At 72.2% G+C, this 19100-nt stretch carries 4 protein-coding genes; all 4 read right to left on the reverse strand.

All coding sequences use genetic code 11. The features are described 5' to 3' along the window. Positions 1-41 precede the first annotated feature (41 nt). Positions 42-17552: a hypothetical protein gene (locus tag OG965_RS03755; protein ID WP_371649063.1), complete on the reverse strand. Its 17511-nt coding sequence runs from the start codon at positions 17550-17552 to the stop codon at positions 42-44. A gap of 98 nt (positions 17553-17650) precedes the next feature. Further along, entirely contained in the window at positions 17651-17983 is a 333-nt protein-coding gene (locus tag OG965_RS03760; protein ID WP_371649064.1) for a hypothetical protein, read from the reverse strand. After that, a complete protein-coding gene (locus OG965_RS03765; RefSeq protein ID WP_371649065.1) occupies positions 17976-18443 on the reverse strand; it encodes a YbaB/EbfC family nucleoid-associated protein in 468 nt (155 codons plus the stop codon). Before OG965_RS03765 ends, OG965_RS03760 begins: the two co-directional genes overlap by 8 nt. After that, positions 18443-19084: a type VII secretion system-associated protein gene (locus OG965_RS03770; RefSeq protein WP_371649067.1), complete on the reverse strand. Its 642-nt coding sequence runs from the start codon at positions 19082-19084 to the stop codon at positions 18443-18445. Before OG965_RS03770 ends, OG965_RS03765 begins: the two co-directional genes overlap by 1 nt. Positions 19085-19100 lie beyond the last annotated feature (16 nt).

The following is a 19100-nucleotide window of genomic DNA, read 5'->3' on the forward strand; positions in this document are numbered from 1 at the left end:
TTCCTTCCGGGCCCACTCGTAGTACGGCAGGGAGCAGGCCATCAGATTTGCTGTCTCAGCCACGCGAGAGAACCCGGCGTGAGCGTCAAGAATTGCTCTATGTATGCGGCTGCCGAAGGGTTGGTTTGATATATGTCCGTCACGACGCGCTTAAGCTCGGCGCTCCAGAGTCCGTTCAGCACAGAGCTGTCGGCCGTTCCGTCCCGCTTCAGGCATTCAGTCCAGGTTTTGATAAAATCTGCGGGCATCGTTTCGATAATCCTTCGGCGATCATCGACGCTCAGACCGTCCAGGACCAGATCAGGTTCCATCACTTCTTCGATGAAATCCGTCTTCATCCTCTTGCTGATGGCGGCCTCGGACACTCCCAGAAAACGCGAGAACTGGGCCTGCAAACCAAGTTCTGGGTAGTCTCGAATGACATTCTTCATCATGCTCCACACGCGCTCGTCATAATGGGTATGGCCACCCTTGTCCTGGCCATCCGCGCGCCGTGCACGGGTTTGGAGATCCTCGTCGCCCATGACGGCCAGGACGTTCCACTGGTGCACTTTCGCGAGTTCACCCAATCCCCTGCCGCCCCCGGTTCCACTACTTCGCGAAGTGCTTCGCGGGATCGATCCGGTGTGCAGCGTATTCTCATTTGTGGGAAGAGAAATGTCATCCCACTCCGGCTCACTTTCAGATGCCGTTTCGTAGGACCTGCTGCCCTCAGCTCCGTCGGACATGGACGACACAGCGCTGCCATCGGCGATTCCTGCGCCTGCGTACGAATAGGCGGAGATGAACGAGTTGTGCCGCAACTTCTCCTCCAGAACCTCGGCACGACCGGCCAGGTGCGGGAGATGGCGGGTGAGGGTATGGAGTGACTGCTGATAGAAGTTCCCGATGTTGTCGTTGAATTGGACACTGTGATCGAGGTGGCCGCGCGTGCTGTTCCACTCTTCCCGGAAGTTCGTCAGGCCCAGCCAGCACGCCGCACAGGGACGCTTCTGGCCCCGAATGATGACCGGTGAGTCGATGTCCTGGGCCGTGACAGCTGCCCGCGACAGAAGATGGAGGATCTTCTGCTCCGCGTGCATCGGGAAGTCCCAGTTGCGTGCGCCGTCCGGCCCCATGACCAGAATCACGTGGCCTGCATAATCCGCATCCGTCAACAACGCGTGCAATGCCTCAGGATCGTCGGAACTCGCCACCTTGTGAACACGTACATTCTGGTCCTGGGCACGGTGGCTTTTGAGTATCTCCACCACAGCATTTTGCGCCTGATGCAGACCGTCGCCCTCAGAAATATCCATGCCGGAGGTCTCAATATCCAGCTTCTTCAGGGCCCGGTCCGAGCGCGCACGTGCCTCACTGGAGTCAGCGCTGGTGTAGCCCAGGAAATATCGATCGCCAGGCGACCACCGCAGCAATTCCCAGAACCCCCCGGCCTGCGAGTTGATTCCATGCAGCCATTCGACCGAGCGGTCCAGATTGGTCGCGAAGACCAGGCGATCGCGCACCAGCGCGCCCTGCACTTCCACTTCCCGCTTGAACGCCTCCCCGGGCATCTCGGCGGATATCTTCTGGTGGATTTGACCAAGCGCGTTCCACAGCCTGATGGAAATGTGGCGCAGCGACTGGGCTTCCGGGGAGTCACTGAAACTGCGCCGCCCACTGACAGTGACCTCTTCCGTGGATCGCCCCATCTGGGAGAAACTCGGGTCAGATGTGATCTCTATTATTCTATTGGTCGTTGTTTTCACCCATGCGGTCTGCTCCCGCGACAGGGGAATCCTGCTGTATATCCGCCGACTTCCCGTTCCGACGCGGTCCCCACGCGACGCACGGGCCACAGGGTGGTGTGGCGCCGGGGGCCCAGTGTGCGACCTGGGGGCGGACTGCGCCCCGGCGACCCATGCCTCACCCGTGGCAATGATGGGCAAAAGGTGCGACGGGGTGCCACCGGAGCCAGACATGTCAACGTCAGAGTCGACTGCGGGCAGTGGGCGGCTGCGGGAATATCGAAGGTCGAAGTGTTTGCTGAGCATCCCTTCCCAGGCCCCGGCAGGCCAGGCTCCCATGAACCGCTGCAGGCCGTTCGGCAGGATCAGCTGCCGCTGGAGAAAGAGGCCCTCGTGCGCCAGAAGACTGTTGCCTGCCGTCACGAAGATGACGTATCCACGACGCTCGGGTTCCAGAACCGCGACGAGCTGGGCCAGTTGCTCACTGCCCAGTTCCACGAAGCCGTCCGTCTTTGTCCGAAGCAAGAGCCCGCCATTGGGGCCGACCTGCGCCTCAATGATGGTGAAATCCTCAGCGGGCCCGAGATTCTCAAAGGACGCCAGATCGACGTGCTCATAGAATCTCTGAACCGCCCGGTGCTCCTCGGGACTTGCCAGGGAGGCGTGATAACGCAGCGCAGCGTTCCGGTTCCTGGACGTATAGAGCCCAAGGCTCGACAGCCCGAACCGTGTCCCGTCGAGAGCCGTCAGCGTCTGCGTCAGATCACTGGGGAACGACGAACGCATCCCGCGCGGAGCGCCGGCCTCTGCCGGTTCGCTCAGGTACGGATCCACCTCGTGCTCGGCGCCCGGCCCCCGCAGGCCCTCGTAAATGAGTGTCGCAAAACCGCCCTGCCCATCGGTATTGACCGTGAACTCGCCCGGGGCCGTGTTCCTCCCCCGCACGTCCGCTCCCGCATCTGCCTCGGCCTGAGCCGTCGCCGGGGTCGCCCGTTCCGCCACCACGGGCGGCGCGGATCGCGAGGAGGCGTCGGGCGCGAGCGGGGCCGCCGCCTCGTCCGTGCCGGGCGCATACGCCGTGACCCATCGCCCGCGTGCGTCCTCGCCACGGGCCAGCAGTGCCAGTACGCCTCCGTCCGGCGCCTCCCCCTCGATCGCCGGGGAGTGGCCCACGTCGCTGTCCGGCGCGTAGAGGCGGCGCCCGGGTGCCGCCTTGGCCGCCTCGGCGACCACGCTGCGCCCGTCGTTCGTCTGACCCGTCTTGCACGCCACCAGGACGATGTCGCCCCGCTCGGCCGGTCCCTTGGTGAGAGAGGTGAGGAAACGGCCGAACTGGGCACCGTCGACGACCACCTTCTCCGACACAGCCGTCCCGTCGGCCGGTTCGGCCGCATCCTTCAATCGCAGCACCACTCCGTCCTTGGCGCCGTGCGCGTCGAAGAAGTACGGGCGCGACGTGTCCGTGCCCGACGTCTCCGGCCGCCACGGCAGTCGCTCCTCGGCCTGCGTGCCATCCGGCGACGCGGTGGTCCGGTCCGCGCCCTCGCTCACGCGGTAGTGGCGGAAGGAGTCGGTGGTCGTACGGAAGCGGTGGTAGAAGTCCTCCCGCCGGGCCCAGTCGTCGGCGCTGTGCGAGGCGTGGCCGAGGAACTCCCCCTGCGCGTCCCTGATTTCGAACAGCTGCACACTGCTGTAGGGGATCTTCCGGCCGTCCTGGAGGACGAAGACGTGCTCCTGCTCAGCCGCCTGCGCAGCCGGTTTCTGCTGGGTCTGGCTTTCGGCCTGGGGCTGGGAATGGGACTGCGCACGGCTCTGTGCCTGCGCCCGACCCTGCGCCTGGGGCCGAGGCGCCGCCGCCTTACGGGCAGCCGAGGGCAGGTTGTTGCCGATCTCCCGCAGCGTGCTCCAGTCCGCCTGGACAAAATCGGACTGGGGCTGCCCGCTCTTGGCCGCCTTCTCGATGGCTCTCTTCAGCTGGTTCGCAGCCTGATCGAAGGCGGTCTTCTTCAGGGGCTGGTACTTCGGCGACACCTCATCGCCGAGTTCCGCCACCTGTGCGAGCGCGGTCGCCACCTTGCCCTGCGCGGGCACGTCCTCGGAGAGCTTGTCGGTCAGGGCGAGGATGTCGAGCGCGTCCCGCCTGCGCTTCTCGGTCAGCTCGTCCTCGGGCCGCTGCCCCTGCGTGCCCTCCCCGGGCGCCGCCGGTTTCCGGTTCGCGAGCGCCACGATCTTGTCGCTGAGCAGGCGCGGTGCCGAGACAGCGGTGACGGGGACGGTCTGCGTCTCGTCGCCGGCGAGCTTGAGCCGGCGCTGGTCCGTGGGGACCTTGCCGAACGTCACGCTGACTTCGACCCCGCCGAACCAGCCCTTGACCGTGCTCGCCGGCGCCTGGGCTCCTCCGTCCGGGTTGACGAGCTGCGACACGGTGGCGAAGATCTGCTGGCGTTGCGCCGCGTCGATGCCGTCCGGCAGGCTCAGCCGCAGGTCCAGGTCCTGGAGGGGCCGTTGGGGGCGGTAGGCGAAGACTCCGCCGCCACCGCCCAGGCTCACCACGGCCTCCACGGCATGCTCGTCCCGGATGGCCTCGATCAGCAGGCGCTCGATCAACGCGGCTGTGCCCAGCCGGAATTCGGATTCGATGTGCTCGTAGCCCTGGAACGTCTGCTCCTGAGCGTCCGGGGCCGCGGGTACGTCGCCGTTGAGGGCCAGGGCCGCGAGGAGTGTGTCCGCCGCCGAGCTGAACCGGCCGCCCTGGCGCGGGACTTCGGCCGCGTCAGTGGCCGGCAGGGCCGCGACGTAGTGGTCGCCGTCCTGGTACAGCAACGGTGACGCGGCCGTGGGGGTGCCGTACGTTCGCACGCGGCCGTCCGGGCCCACCACCCGCAGCCCGCCGACCGCGCGGACAGCCAGTTCATGGAAGAGCCGGGGCAGGGCGGACGGGGCCGAGGTGTAGGGCCGGTGCAGTACGAGGGCCGTGAGCGCGGCGCGCTCGCTGTCGGAGAGGCGGGCGTGGGCGGCGGCCGTCAGGGTGTAGTGGCCGGAGGGCAGGGATGAGGTCGAGGACTGCGGGTCCGCGCCCTTGGTGAAGGGTGCGCCCGGCTCCCGTCCGGCGGCCCGGAGCTCATCCTCGGTGAACGTGGTGCCCGCTCCGGGGAACAGGCGTCGGCTCAGCGCTCCGCGCGCGAACGCGCCGAGGACGGTGTCCTCGGGCAGCAGGCCTCCTGTCTCGGTGAAGCGGCGCCACCCTGCCCCGTCGAGGGCGACCCCGGCGGCTGCCAGGTCATCCTCGGTGAACGGATGGCCGCGCAGCACGTCCTCACCGAGGTCGGGGAACTCCTCGACGACCTCCCGCAGCAGACCGTCGAGGGCCCGGGCCCGCAGGTCCCCGGCGCTTTCCCCACGGCCGTGCGCGGCGGCGAGTGCTTCGAACAGCCCGCCGTCCTCGGAGCCGGTCACGGGTCGCAGCACATACCTGCTCCCGTCGGGCAGGACGAGGGTGTCGCCCTCGCGCACTGCCGCCTGCGTGTCGGTACGGCCCAACGCGGGCCGGTACTGGTGGTCCTGGACGTGCAGGGTCACCTCCAGCGGCGCGAGCCGGTCCGGCGGGGTGAACGTCTGGTGGCCGAGGTCGCCGCGTACGACGGTGAGGTTCAGCCCGAGCAGGCGTGCGGCCAGGACGGGCAGCAGGTCGGCGGCCGCGTGGTTCCAGCCCGCGTCGACGCGGTCGCCCACCCGGCCGTCTCCCGGGCGCAGCAGGCTCAGCCGAGCCAGGGCGAGACGCTGCTCGGGGGTGAGCGTGAGCGCGCGGGGCAGGCGGTGGTGCGCGGCCAGTTCCTGGCGCTCCGCTGCGGTGAGGGTGATGCCCGCGGCGTCGAGGTCCTGCACGGTGAACCGGTCGGCGGGTCCGGGGGCGAGGGTGTCCGCCAACTCCCGCTGCCAGGTTGCCAGTTCGCCCTCGGGGAGCAGTTGGTCGGCCACGGCGTGGGCGACGGTGCGCACGGTGGACGCGAGGTCGTTGCCGCGCAGTCCGCGTGTGTCGAGCAGGTGGGGGGTGGTCGTGTCCACGGCGTGAACGAGTGAGCGCAGGAAGCTGGTGCCGCTGTCGGGCTCGGCGGTCGGCGCCTCGACGATGTCGAGGACCCGCTCCCCGTCCGGGGACAGCAGGGTGAGCGGGCGCCCTTCGGGGTCGGTGAGCAGGGCCGTATACCGGCGCGGCTCGTCGGTGGTTGCTGTACGGGCCGTGGCGGGCATCGGGTCGGGACGCCAGGGGGCCGGACGAGGCGCCATACGGGGGATGTCCGCGGCGGCGCGGGCGGCCGCCCTGGCCGCCAGGAACCGGGCGCGGGCCGCGACCGCCTCCGACCGGGAGAGTTCCAGGCGCTCGCGCACCTCGTCGTACGCCCGTACCGCCTCCCGTACGGGTTCCAGGGCACGCCACTGGCGTTCCGCGGAAACGCGCGGGGTCTTTCCGTGGGCACGGCTCAGCCGCTCCCGGGCGGCCTGCTCGTCCGCGAGCGCGACTCGGTAGCGGGTGTCGGCGGCCTGCCAAGTGCGGGCCCATGCCCGCACGTTGTCCCGTTCGCGTACGGCGGCGTCCGTCAGGTCGGCGCGGGCCATCAACGGGTCCAGCGTCGCGCGGTGCTCGGCGAACCAGGGCCGCACGGCCTCGGTCACCTCGGCTTCGGTGAGCGGGCCGGGTGCGGTCAGCGGGTCAGTGGCCGCCGCATCGGCCAGATGCTGGGGGCCGGGTGCCGGCAGCGGGTAGTCGGCCAGGTCGTGGGCGGAGGGCTGTGCCACGACGATGTCGTCGCGTACCGCGTCGGCGTCGAAGGGCTCCGGCGCGTTGCCGGTGCGCTGGGCCGGCGGGCGGCTGTGGTGGAGGAGCGTCTCGTCGGCCCAGGTCCGGGCGCGCGAGAGGCGGGTCTGGGCGGAGGTGAGGTCGCGGCGGCGGTCGGCCAGTTGCTGCTGGAGTTCGGCGAGCCGTTCCTCGCGCGAGGCCAGTCGTGCCGCCGCCGCGCGCACGGCGGCGGGCAGTGGGTCGTGTCCGGTCGGGGCGGGGGCCGCCGACGATGTCGACGCCATGGCGTCCGGTGTGTCGTCGTCCGTGGTGTTCTCGTGCCAGGCGCGTTCCACGTCGGCGCGGGCCTGGGTGAGTTCGGCCGTCAGGTCGCGCAGGGACCGTACTGTCGCCGCCTCCGTCTTCGCGGCCTCGGTGAACGCCTTGGTCTGCTTCTTCAACGTCGTGGACGCGGCGTCGAGTTCGGGCGTGAGCAGGCCGTGCCGCCTGGCGAGGTCGTACGAGACCCAGACGTGGATGCCGGCCGTCACGGTGTGCTCGGCGGCGACGGGCGGTCCGACGCGTCTGCTGATGTGGTCCGGCAGGAGGTTCCGCACGGCCTGGGGCACGGCTCCGGTGCGCCGGGTGACCTCGGCGAGGTGTCGCCAGTCCACGTCCATGCGGACCAGCACCGCTCCGCCCGCCGGCGGCTTGACGGTGGTCAGGGCGGAGGTGCGGCGGTCGAGGGTGAGTCCGTCGATCGCGGTGTCCGGCCAGCCGGGTGTGGACACGGTGACGGTGCCCGGGGGGAACGCGACGGACACCGGTGCCAGGCTCGGGCCCGCCGTCAGTCCCGGCTGGTGCACCTGGGTGGTGTCACCGCTGTGCGTGTGGTTGCCCAGGGCACGTCGACTGCCGCCGATGCCCGCGTCCGGATCGAGGGCGACCACGACCGCACTGTCGAGGTCGATGTTGGCGAACAGCCGCAAGGTGGCGTCGAACCCGCCGTGCGCGGAGTCGGTGTCGTGCAGTCCGAGGGTGAGCCCCTGCGTGAGCAGCTGGCGGAAGTAGGCGGCGAGGACTTCGTGGCTGACGGTGTCGGCGTGGACCTGGGCGGCCGCCGCGCCCGGACGGGTGAGGGCGCCGCGGCCCTGGTGCGGGTCGCCGCCTTGGACCAGCGCCGTCCCCGTCCAGGTTCCGGCCCGGGTGCCCAGGGGCGGGCGGATGCCGCCGCGCGGCAGCGGCCCGGCCGCGTCCAGGACGAACGTCCCGGCCTCGCGAAGCTCGGCGATGCCCTCGATCCGGGCGACCGCCAGGGCTTCGGGTCCGGCCGCGAACAGTTCCCGCGCCCGGCGGTACGCGGGCCGCGCGGACCAGTCGGCCAGGGCCCCGGGGGTGCTCGCGTCGATCAGGGTCGGCCGGGTGGAGACGGCGGCGGGAGCGAAGGGGTGGTGTGCGACGGCGGCCGGTACGGCCAGGGACAGCGGAAGGTGCTCACGGACCGTGCCCAGGGGGTAGGGCGGGCTGGTGAGCCGATGGCGTCCGCCGTCGACCTCCAGTTGGAAGACGACGGAGAACGCGCTGTCGCCCGACACGGAGATACCGCCGTGCGTCACGGTGGAGGTGGCCGATTCGGTCAGGGTCAGGCCGAGCGTGGTGGAGCGAGAGACGCCGGCGCGGTCGTCGAGCGCCACGGAGATCCCGGTCAGGGCCGACTGCCCCGGGACGGTGGGGCCTTCGGTGACTCGTATGCCCGCGTCGGTGCCCCGGGCCGCCTTGTCGGTGACCGTGTGCGCCGTGGAGGTCACCTTCGACGCCGACAGTGCGGCGTCGTGCCGCAGCGCGCCAGGGGTGAACGCGGTGCGCTGCACGGACACGGTCAGGCGGGCGCTGCGCGAGGAGCCGAGGTTCTGGCGGGTCAGGCGCAAGGTGGCGCCGCCGTTCTCCAAGGTGGCGAGCAGGCCGCGTATCCCGCTGGGCGACAGAGTGGCGCTGCGCCGGGCGAGGCTGCCGAGCTGGTCCTCAAGCAGACCGGCCGGCTCCAGCCAGTCGGCGTGCCGGGGCAGGCCGGTGCCTACCAGCTCCCGGAACCGGGTGAGTGCGCCGCTCAGATCGAGGCTGCCGACGGGGAAGGACCCGAGCGCGGCCAGCGGGCCCGCAGTGAACGGGACATGCGGCAGCGGGTCGCCGAGCCCGTCCTCGTACAGCCCCAGCGCCCTGGCCTCCTCCAGCGGCATCCAGATCAGCACGCCGTCGGGCACGGAGACGATCCGCCCCTGCGGCGCTCTCACCCAGGGGCCGGTCGTGGGCAGCGCCAGCAGACCTCGCGGGCTGGAGCGTGCGGCGAGATGCCACTCCACGTCCGCCGCGACCAGGGCGAAGGGCCCGCTGTAGGCCACGGTGTGGGTGGGGTTGGCCCCCAGCGCGTGGGTCTCGGTGTGGGTGGTGGAGCGCTGGTAGGGCGTCCAGGAGAGCCCGTAGGCGCCCGTGGTGCGCAGGGCGTCGTGCTGCTTGGCGCGGAACGCCGCGGCCACGGTCACGCTCGCGTCCCGGGTGGCGGCCAGGGAGTGGCCCGCGCCGGTGGTCACCGATCCGATGGCGGACAGGGTGACGTCGCCGGAGTCGACGACGCCCAGCACCCGGGCCCGGCCGAGCCGGGGCCAGGCGCTGACGGACGCGGTGATGTCGGTGAACGCCGTCTTGCCGAACAGCTCGCCGACGTGCTTGCCCACCACCGCCGCGTCGGCGAAGTCCGCCTCGTTGCGGCCGGGCGCGAAGGACTCGGCGAGCGCGTGGGAGGCAGGGGTGCCGTCGCTCCGGTAGACCCATGAGTCACCCGAGACCTGTGCCAGCAGTTCCCGCGCGTGCCGGTGGACCGTGGCGGGTGCCAGGACGTTCTGGACGATGTGGGGGCCTCGCAGCAGTGCGGGCGTCACCCGGTCGGCGACGGGCCGCCCGGAGGACAGCGTCCGCGCCTGCTCGGCGCTCATCGCCCGCACCGGCGCACCGCCCTCGGTGACGGCGCCACCGGCGGCGGCCAGGGCGGCCGGAACGGCGAGGGTCAGCTGTCCGCCGAAGTCCCGCGCACCCAGCAGGTCATCGGCCGTGCCGCGGGAGATGAACACATCCGCGGCCAGGAGTTCGCCGGTCGCGACGCGTGCCGCGTTGGCGGGCCGGCGCAGGGAGCGGGCCGACACCTCGAAGTCCAGGTCGTACGTCCACAGATGCTGGCTTCCGGTGCTGCCGATCCCGCCGTCCGGGTTCAACTGCGGCCCGTAGGTGGCCCCGTAGGCGCGCTGGCGGCCTCGGCGCAGGCTCAGTCCGGCGGTCGCGCCGTACGCGTCGCCGCCGAGGATGCCGAGGTCCAGCCCGCCGGACCAGCCCTGGGTGCGGGTGCTGGCGCCGTCGGCGCGGATCGACGACAGTACGTTGTTGGCGAGGCCCAGATCGTGCTGGGTGCCCGCGAACCGCGGGCCGCGCACGCGCGCCCTGACCTCGACGGTGACGTACTCCTTGAGGGCGGCGCCGAGCCCACTGTCGCCCACCCTGCCGACGCGGTCGAGCTGGATGCGCAGACCGGTGGTGGTGAGCCGTTCCAGGGCGCTCTCGATCTGCGGCTGCGACAGCGCCTGGTACAGCTTGTGGGTGTTGCGCAGCGCGTTGGCGTAGTCGGCCTCGGCGGAGTCCTTGAGGAGTCGGCCCTCGCGGAAGCCGTGCGGAGTGTCCTGGTCGGGCCGTACCACCAGGCGGGGATGGCGCTCCCACAGGCTTTCCAGCACCTGGTCGCGTACGCGCTCGATGAGCGAGGCGCGCCGCACCGGCTCGCCGCCGGCGTCCTGGGGCGCGGCCACCGCGTCGAGGGCGACGACCACGTGCGGCCCGAAGGTGCCCGGCCGTTCGGCGGTGGGGAGGTAGGCGGGCGGACGGGGTTCCTGTGCGGTGTCGGTATGCCCGAGGTCACGCTGCCATCGGGCGAGCCGCCGTGCCTCGTCGCGCGCCATCAGCACGGACGCGGTCAGGTGCGCGGGCTCGCGGTCGGCGCGCGGCGAGCGCCAGGTCTCCCCCAGCCTGCGGACCTCGACGCGGTAGCGCACCTCGTAGACGCCCGAGTGACCGCGCGTGGTGAGGGTGCGGCCGATCTCGGCGGTGTTGCCGGTGAAGCTGCTCTCGGCGCGCTGCGTGGACCACGTCAGCGCCCCGCCCGCCTGGACGCGAAGCTGCTGCGCCAGGCCGGGCACGGTCACGGCCGGGCCCAGTGTGCCGGTGAGGCTGCCGCCCTGGGTGCTGCGCCGGTCGAGGACGGCGGAGACCCGGCCGGTGTCGGCCTTCTTCACCTCGGTCGTGTCGGACGCGGCGCTGAGCGTCGCCGACACCGGACGCAGGCGCAGCTCGGCGGCGCCCAGCCAGTGCGCGCCGGCCGGGTCCGCCGGGAGCGGTGCGCTCAGGACCGTGGCCTCGGTGGCCGGCCCCAGCAGGGTGCGCAGGCTCTCCGGCGAGAAGAAGGAGTCGAGGGCCCGGAGGGCCTCGCTGTCCGGCCCGGCCTCGGGGAACGCGGTGCGCGCCCACGTGTACAGGTCGCCGCCGGGGGCGACGTCGAGGGGGACGAACAGGCGGGGCCGGTCGCCCGGGGCGAACCGGATGTGCTCGGGCATCCGGTCCGGGAGCACCGGCCGCACCGCGCTGTCCGGCGCCCGCCACACGAGCCCGCCGGTGATGCGGTACGCGGACTCCCGCACCGGGCCGGACGGTTGTCCGGACCGGTCCAGGGGTGCGGCGACGGCCCTGATGTACAGGTCGTCGACGTGGACGTGGCTGCCGTCCTTGCCGACGGCGGTGCTGCTGGTCTGGGCGCGGTGTTCGAAGGCGTACTGGTAGGCGGGTTCCTTGCGGCGCACGGTGGCACCGACGGAGGCGTACGGGGCGACGGTGCCGGCTCCCGGGCCCAGCGGGAGGGTGGCGCCGAAGGACCGTGTCGCGCCGAGGGACTTGCTGTCCCCCGTGCCCGGACGGCTGCGGACCTCGGTGTCCACCTTGGTGTCCCCGGCGGCCTTCGCCTCTTCGCCGAGCGGGGTGTAGCGGCTCCAGTCGCCATAGTTGGCGGCCTCCACGGTCAGTGTGTGCCGACCGCCGTCCTGGGTGGTGAAGGTGAAGGGGCGGCCGTGGAGGAAGGTGTGCGGGTTGTCGGCGAGCTCCCGCCGCAGCTCCTCCAGCGCGCCGGGGGCCGGGCGGACATCCGCGTGCAACTCCTCGACCAGCCGCTCGATCCCACGGAAGGCGAGCGCGCCGTGACCCGCCGAGCGGAGGTTGTACGGCAGTTCGGCCCCGTCGTCGAAGCGGACCAGGCCCTCGGGCCGGTGCTGGGGCGCGACCGCGTCGCGTGCCAGCGCCACGGGCCGCTCGGCGCCGGGGTCGTCGCCGGCGTGGACCGCGCGCGGGACGGCGTCCAGCTCCTCGCTCGCCCGCTGCCGTACGGCCTCGTCGCCAAGGTCGGGGAAGCGTCGGCGCACCGAGTACAGCAGCCGCTCGTACGCGTCGGCGGAGAGGCCGTCGAGGCTCCGGGGAGGCCGCGGCGGTGCGGTGACCGGTTCGGAGGTGGCGGGCGCGGGGCCGGGGTGGGGTACCGGGACCGGCTCGGGCTCATCGGGGACCGGCAGCGGCTCTCGCGCGTCCTCGCCCGCGGCGTCGGTGTCGGCGGCACGGGGGCGCTCGATGACCCTCTCGGACTCCTCCAGGCTGTTCCACGTGAAACCGGAGCCACGTCCCTTGGCCGTGGTGGAGGCGGCCGGAGCGGACGAACTCGTGGACGGGGAGGCCGGGGCGTCGCCGGTGTCGGTGTGGGGGGCGGTGTCGCTGTCGTCGGAGAACGGCTCGCGCAGGGTGTCCTCGCCCTCCTCCAGCTCGCCCGTCCGCTCGCTCGTCCGGGACATCTGCCCGATGTCCGATCCTTCGGCGCCACCGGCACGCGAGGGCCCCTGGGACGCGCCGTCGTCCGTGTCCGAGCCGTCGCCCTGCAAGGCCTGCAACCGGGCCCGCATGAGGTCGTCGAAGTCCTGCTCCGCCTGGCCACGGACGACCGCTCCCCCGTCTCCGTCGCCGTCCGAGGGGTGGTCCGGGTCGCGCGGCGGCAGGTCCTCGCCCACGCCGTCGCCGAGGTCGCGCCCCGCGGCGCCGGGGCCCCGGCCCAGCCGCTCCAGCCGTTCCGAGAGCGTCGCGCTGTCCTTGGCGGCGGCCCTGCGCGCCTCGGTGGACAGACCGTCGAGAGCCTGGTCGATACGGTCGTTGAGCGGGCGCAGCGGATCGGGGGCCCTGAGCGCCCGGTCCAGCCGGTTGCGTCCGACTTCCCGCAGCACCCGGGTCTCCGCCTGATACTCCTCGATCAGCTTCTGCGTGGCCTCGGTGTCACCGGCGGCCTCGTCGAATCGGGACAGCCATGCGGCGCGCTCCCGTTCCGTTCGCTCCGCGCCGACGGGGTCGCCCTCGCGAAGGGCACGCAGCTCGGCCTCACGCCGCAACTCCTGCACCCGGGCGTCGTGTTGCCGGTCGAGCCGGTCACGGGCGGCCTCGTCGTCGGCGTGCGCGTAACGCTCCGCCCACCGCTCGCGCTCGGCCTGCGGCATGTCGACGAGGTTCTGGTGTCCGGCGCGCACGCGCGCGTCGAAGTCGGCGGACTCCTCGGTACGGGAGCCAGACCCGTCCTCGCTCCGGTCCGGTGGAGCGGGCGCCTCGCCCTGCTCGTTCGGGGTCTGGTCGCCGAGTCGTTCGGGGTCGGCGTCGGGGCGCGAGCCGGGTCCCAGCGCCTCCAGGCGTCGGCGCAGCGCGGCCAGGTCCGCGTCCGCCTCGGCGTCCCGCATGCGCAGCGGGTCGTGGCGGCGCTGCAGGCGTTCCCACTCCAAGGAGTTGCCGGCGTCGTCAGGGCGCAGTTCGTCGAAGCGCCTTCGCAGGCCGGCCTGTTCGCGCTCGTCGTCGGTGCGTGTGCGGTCCAGGCGGCGCTGGGTGTCGAGGTCGCCCAGCGCGGCCGTACGCCGCTCGTACTGCTCCCTCAGTTCCTCGCTGAGGCCGTCGCGTTCCAACCTCCTTTGCCAGTGCTCCAGTTCCCGCTCGCCCGCGCCCATTTCCCGCAGCCGCTCGACCCGTTGTGCGCCATCGAGGCGGGAGAGCTCGGCACGGTACTCGCCGTCCAGCCGGGCCGCCTGTTCGGCCGTCATCTCGGCGCCACGCCGCAGCGACCACAGGTCGCTGCGGTCCGGGTCCATGCCGAGGCGTCGCTCGTGGTCCCGGTGGAGGCGGTCCAGGCGCTCGTCGAGCGCCCGCTCGTCCATCGGCCGGTGTGCCGGGTCGGCGTCGGCGCCGCCGCCCCGCCCGCCGAGTTCCGTCCGCAGGGCCCCCAGCCGCCGCTCGTATGTGTCGATGAGCGCGGCGGTCTCCTGGGCGGGGCGGCCCTCCAGGGCCGACGTCTCGATGTCGACCGCGTGTCCCAGCCATTCGCTGCGGCGCATGCCGAGCTCCGAGACGCGTCGGTATCCGGCGTCGATGTGACGGCGGAAGTCCGCGAGGCGGGTGTCGAGCCCGGCGACGGCGACATCGCGCTGGAGCGAGCGGAGCGCGGCGGCCGCCTCGGAATGACGCCCGGCCGCGGTGTCCTGGCTGATCTGCTCCATGCGTTCGCGGACGTCGGCGCGGTCGAGGCCGGCCTTGCGCGCCTGGGTGGAGAGGTGTTCCAGGGCCCGCGCGACCCTCGTGTCCGTCCGGTCGGCGGGGGCGCCGCGCGGCACCTGGGGAAGGTCGAGGTCCATCGGCGAGCCGTCCGGCACGTCCGGCAGCTCGGCCGGCACACGTGACGCCCGGTCCAGGTCGCCGAGGCCCTCGCCGTCCACGTCCGCGAAGGGCAACTCGTCCAGCAGCGCGTCCAGTTCACCCCGGTCACCATGTGCTTGCCGGGGTGTGTCCGGGCGCGCCTGGGACCTCTCGGCTGCCGGGCCCCGATCGGAATCGAGCGAGTCGAGGAGTTCGAGGGTTGCCAGGTCCTGCGGCGTGGCGTCGGTGTCGTCCCCGGCAGGGCGCGTGCGGTCCGCCCCTTCGGCCTCCTCGGGCAGCGGCTCGCCCCGCCCGTGTTCTTGCTCCTCGCTCAGCGCGTCCCGATGGGCGCGCCGCAACTCCTCCAGCCGGTCGGGGCGGCCGTGGTAGTCGGGGCCGCTGCCGTGGAGCCGGTCCAGGCGCTCACGCAGCCCGGCGTACTGGTCGGAGTCGTCCGGGGCATCGGCGCTGGCCTTGCGCAGCTCGTCGAGGCGCCGCCGCAGCGACTCGTCGGAGTCCTCGCCGGACCTGCGGGGCCCTGCGTCACGATCGGAAGTGCCGCGCCCGTCAGCGCCGTCGGCGCTCTCCAGGAAGTCGTGGACCAGCCTGCGGCGAAGAGCATCCTCGCGCGTCCGTGCGGCGCGCTCCCCCACCAGGTGCTCGCGTGCCTCCCGCACCATGCCGGATACGTCCATGGCTGGGTCGGTACGTACGGCCAGTGCGAGGTCGTCCGCGATCTCCCGTACGCCGCGCACGGGTTCGGGGCCGTCCGCATCGAGCGGCCCCGCGCCTCGGTGGCCGTCCAGCTCCGCACGGGACTGGACCTCCAGTTGCTTGAGGGTGGTGATCTCCCGCAGCGCGGTCGGCGCGTCCCCCTCGGCCAGTGCTTCCTCGATCCGGTCCAGGACATCGGCCCGGTCCGGCCCGCTCTCCGCGCCCGGGTCGGCGTCGGGGGCCTTGGGCCAGTGCTCGCTCAGCGGGTCGCCCATGTCGGGGCCGTCAGAGACCCGGTGCTCGGCGTCGCCGCTCCCGTCCGGCGTGTGCCGGGTACCGGATCCCAGGGTGTCCTGCCCGTTGCCGTCGCCGGAGTCCGCCGCTGTCTGCGGGCGGCCGCCCGAGAGGTCCGGGCCGTCCGAGCTGGTCGGAACCCGGGTCGGGGCGGGGGCCGCGGCCGGTGTGGGCGCCGCGGTCGTGGCCGATGCCGGTGCCGGGGCGGGCCGCTGGGCCGGGCGGGGCGGCTCGGCCACCGGGGTCGGTCCGCCGCCGTCGCCACCACCGGCCCCGACCGTCAGGGGCCGTACGGGAGCGGGGACGGGCCCCTCGTCGCCCTCGGTGTACCCGATGCCCTCATCGAGCACGTCCGGGTCCTCGTACCGAACGCCGCCGTCCACGTCCAGGTACCGCAGCCCCGTGTCCTGGCCGTCGCGGCCCTGGTGGTCGGGCGAGGGGCTGTCGCCGCCCGGGCCGCCTTCGTTGGTGTGTTCCGTGGCGGGTGAGGTGTGCCGGGCATCGCCGTCGCCGCTTTTGGAGGCGGTGGCGTTGCCCTCGGTGCCGCCCGAGGAGACCGTGGAGACCTTCTCGGCGACCGGGACCGGCGCGGCCCCCTCGCCCTCTCCCGAGGCGCCGCCCTTGCCCGAACCGCCCGACGTACGCGGCGGCTTGATGTCCGGCACCGGCGGGGCCGCCGGTGCAGCGCCTCCGCCCGCGCCGCCCATGGCGTGGATGCCGTGGGCGATGCCATGGCCCAGGAGACCGCCCACGGCTCCGGCCACCGGGGTGAAACCGGTGACCTTGAACTCGTGCTCGGGGCTGAAGAGCAGGTTGTACATGCCCTCGGTGACGGCTTGGTGCCCGGCGTCCGAGCCGATGTTGCCGAGCAGGTTTCCGATCTTGTATCCGGCGTCGCCGGGCAGGTGCTTGCCGATGCCGTGCACCAGCGCTTCCGGCAGGTCGTGGGAGAACGCCTGCATCCCGGTGGTACCGAACTTGCCCGCGTACGGCTCCAGGACGTCGCCCAGCGACCGCGTCAGCCCCTGCCAACCGCCCTTGCCCGCCCAGTTGGTGACGAAGGCCTCGCCGTACTCCCGGCCGAGGGCGCCGGCCGTGGTCTTCCCGAGCGTGCCGCCCAGGTGCTTCTCGAAGATCTTGCCGAAGTCGTTGACGACGAGTTCCCCGGCCATGCCCCGGACCGCCCCGGCGGTCGCACCCCTGGTCACCCCGCCCATGGCGGGGGCGGTCTTGCCGAGCACCTTGCCGATGTCGCGGCCCAGTTCGCGGGCGACTTCCGGGGTGATGAGGCTGCCGCCGGCCTTGCCCGCGGCGTTCCCTCCGGCCCTGCCGCCCGCGCCGCCGCCGAGGTCGCCCAGCGCGCCGCCCGCGCCCTTGCCTCCCGCACCGGCCGCGCCCTTGCCCGCGCCGCCAAGACCCCGCGCGCCGCCCTTCGGCAGGTTCTTCAGACCGCCGTCCAGGATGTCGTCCAGACCACGCCCCGCACCGCCGCCGAAGCTCTTGAACAGCCGCTCGCCCAGATCCCCGGAGAGCTTCTTGCCCAGCCCCTTGCCGAACAGGTTGCCGAGCAGTTTGCCGAGTCCCTCACCGAGCACCGAGAACGGCCCGCCCAGCAGACCGCCGATGGCACCGAACTTCACCGCGTCCAGCGTGAACTGCTTGTTCCACTCCGTACGGTTGCCCATGCCCATCTGCGTGAGCTGGAGGACCGCGTCGAGCAGCAGACCCCCGGCGATCCCGATGATCATCTGCAGGACGATCTGGGTGAACAGGAAGCGGGCCAGCAGGATCACCGCCACGCGGAACTCCGCCGCCAGCAGCGCCAGCCACGCCTCCGAGAGGCCACCGGTGACGGAAAGCAGGGCCTGGGCGAGGGCGATCTGAGCGATCAGCAGCACGAGTTGGCCGAAGATGGCCCACTTGGTGTACTCGACGTCGGCAGCGGTCTTGAAGGCGTTCTCGGCCAGGGCCTCGGCCTCCTTCTTGGCATGGCCCAGCACACTGTTGTCACCGCCGACGAACTGGTTGGCGTACTCCAGGAAGCCGGTCGCCGTCTCGCCCTCGAAGTCCGCCTGCACCTGGCGGACCACTTCCCGCAGGAGTTCTTCGAGCTGGCCGAACTTCTCGGCGGCCTGCCGGTACTCACGGCTGACCTCGCGCAGCTCGTCCTCGTTCGCCTGCGGGAAGTCCACGCCGCTCAACGTCTTCAGGAACGTCGCCCAGCCGCCGGATATCTCAATCGCCATCGTGTACTGCCGTGGTCCGTCCGTGTACTAACGCCAAGTGGGGGGTGTGCTGCCATGAGCCGGTGCGAGGGGGCGGGCCGGTGGGGCCGGGCGCCGCGTCAGCCGTGCAGGCCCTTGGCGATCCGGTCGGCATCCGTCTCCGCGTCGTTCAGGCCGTCCGCCGCGCCCTTGCCGCTGGCCCCGAACCGCTCCAGGAGGTCGGAGAACGCGTCGAGCCCGGTCGAGAGGCCCTTGCCGTGCTCCTCGACGAACTTGTGGTACTCCTTCGCGTACGCGTCGTCCCGCCCGCCGGCGGTCTTGTTCTGTACGTTGATGTGCTCGATCAGGGTGTGGAGGTCGGCGGTGATGGTGGACATCTCGCCGAACTGGGCGAAGCGTTCGGCGAGGTTGTCGGGGATGGCCATCCGGCCGCCGCCGTGGTTCTCAGGCATCGAACTCCTCCTCGTCCCGCCGACGCGCGGCAGACCGGCCGGCGGGCGCGGTCTCCCCCAGCAGACCGGCGGCCAGCCCGTCGGGGCGCATGGCCCGCAGCGGCGCCAGCAGGTCCTCGATGCCGCTGCCTCCGAACAGCCCCTGCGCGAGGTCGCCCTGTTCACCCACCAGCGGCCGTACGCTCTTGCCCACCTTGGCCGTCACGGCGTCCCGGGCCTCGTTGACGGTGGATTTGACGAGGTCGGCGAGCTGGGCGGGGGGCAGTGTGCGGAACTCCTCGGTGTGGAACTTCAGATCGGTGAGTCGTCCGCCCGAGTCGACGGTGGCGCTCACCAGTCGGCCCCTGGAGGTGGCCGAGCCGGTGACGGTGGCGAGTTCGGCCTGCATCTCCTGCACCCGGCGGGTGTGCGCGGCCAAGTCGGCCATCGCCTCTTCGAGTTGCTGCTCCAACGATGCCATCAGGTATTTCCTCTTCCGTTCGCGCGGGCGGTGACGGCCGCGACGGCGTTCTCCAGGTCGGCCACCGACAGACGCGCCGGGACGGGTCCGGCCGGGTTGACGCAGAGCTCGTAGCCGTCCGGCACCCACGCGAAGACCTCTTCGGCGGGCAGCAGCTGATGGGCGAGTGCGCCGGCGGCGTGCAGATGTACGGCTTGGCTGAACACCGGGACGACGGGGGTGCCGTCGGGGGCGCAGGCGAGGACCGGGCCTCCGTGGGGCGCGGTGAGCACCGCCAGCCGTGCCTGGACGACGGCGATGGCGACGTCCTCGTGCGGACCGTAACCGGTGGCGGCGAGCTGGGCGGCGGCGTCGACCGGGTCCGTGGGCCGGGGCCAGCCCATCATGGCCGGCGAGGGCCGGTAGGCGGTGTTGTCCTGCCATTCGACGATCTCGCCCCGGCTGTCCGAGCGCCACTGGCCGAGGACGGCCCATACCGGCGGGGCCTCGTCCTCCTCCTCGTGGCGTGCGCGCCATGCCGGGTCGAGCATGCCGAACCAGTGGTCGGGGGCGCGCCGGGCGGCTTCCCGCACGTCCTCGGGGGGCTCCGGCACAGCGGCCGCGTCCGCGGCTCCGCGCGGTTGCGCGGTGGTGGTGTTCATCGTTCCGTCTTCTCGT

The sequence above is a fragment of the Streptomyces sp. NBC_00224 genome (genome assembly GCF_041435195.1).
GTDB lineage: Bacteria > Actinomycetota > Actinomycetes > Streptomycetales > Streptomycetaceae > Streptomyces.